Consider the following 579-nt stretch of genomic DNA (forward strand, 5'->3'; position numbering starts at 1 on the left):
GGTCAGGACGATGAGCAGCGGCTTAACGATGGCATTGGCCAGGCCCAGCAAGAGCGCGGACACCAACAGGGATGGCAGCCCTTCAAACCGCACTCCCCGAAAGACATGGCTGGCCACCCACAGTGCCATGGATGTAATGCCCCAATGCAGAAGGAATGGTCGCAGTTCGTTCATGGTGTGATCGGATTCCTGTAGCGGCCCTGGACTAGGGCTTGTCGTTGACCTGTTGGGGCACCTGCTCGTTGTGGCGGGTTCCACTTCTCCACTCGTCAATACTGCCAAAGGTCAGACCACATCCTACGCACTGGTGCTGCCCGCTGGGTGTCATGTTCCCGGACGCATCCCGCTCGATCACAGGCTTGTAGCTGGTTGCACCACATCGGTGACATTTGTTGAGTGTGTTTGTCGTTCTCATGGCCCTGCGGATGGTGTATCCGTTATTGTGTGGAACAGCATCTGGTGGCTGTTGTCTCCAGTTCAACGTCTCGACCGTCGAATCCGACTACCAGCGGCTCCTGTTCCATCCACAGAACCTGTGTGCTGAGCTGGGGATAACTTCTGTGTATGTTGCGCCAAGGC

2 protein-coding genes are annotated in these 579 nt (G+C 57.0%); both read right to left on the reverse strand.

Going from position 1 to position 579, the window contains the following annotated elements; translation table 11 throughout:
• Positions 1-174, reverse strand: a 174-nt coding sequence (locus tag AC1RMF_RS26645) for a phage holin family protein (protein WP_493145576.1), incomplete at its 3' end; no start/stop codon positions are given.
• Positions 175-205: 31 nt separating this feature from the next.
• Positions 206-415 carry a hypothetical protein gene (locus AC1RMF_RS26650; protein ID WP_342620455.1) on the reverse strand — a complete coding sequence of 70 codons (210 nt, stop codon included), beginning with the start codon at positions 413-415 and terminating at the stop codon, positions 206-208.
• Between the last annotated feature and the right edge of the window lie 164 nt (positions 416-579).

This window comes from Rhodoferax sp. GW822-FHT04A08 (assembly GCF_058801025.1).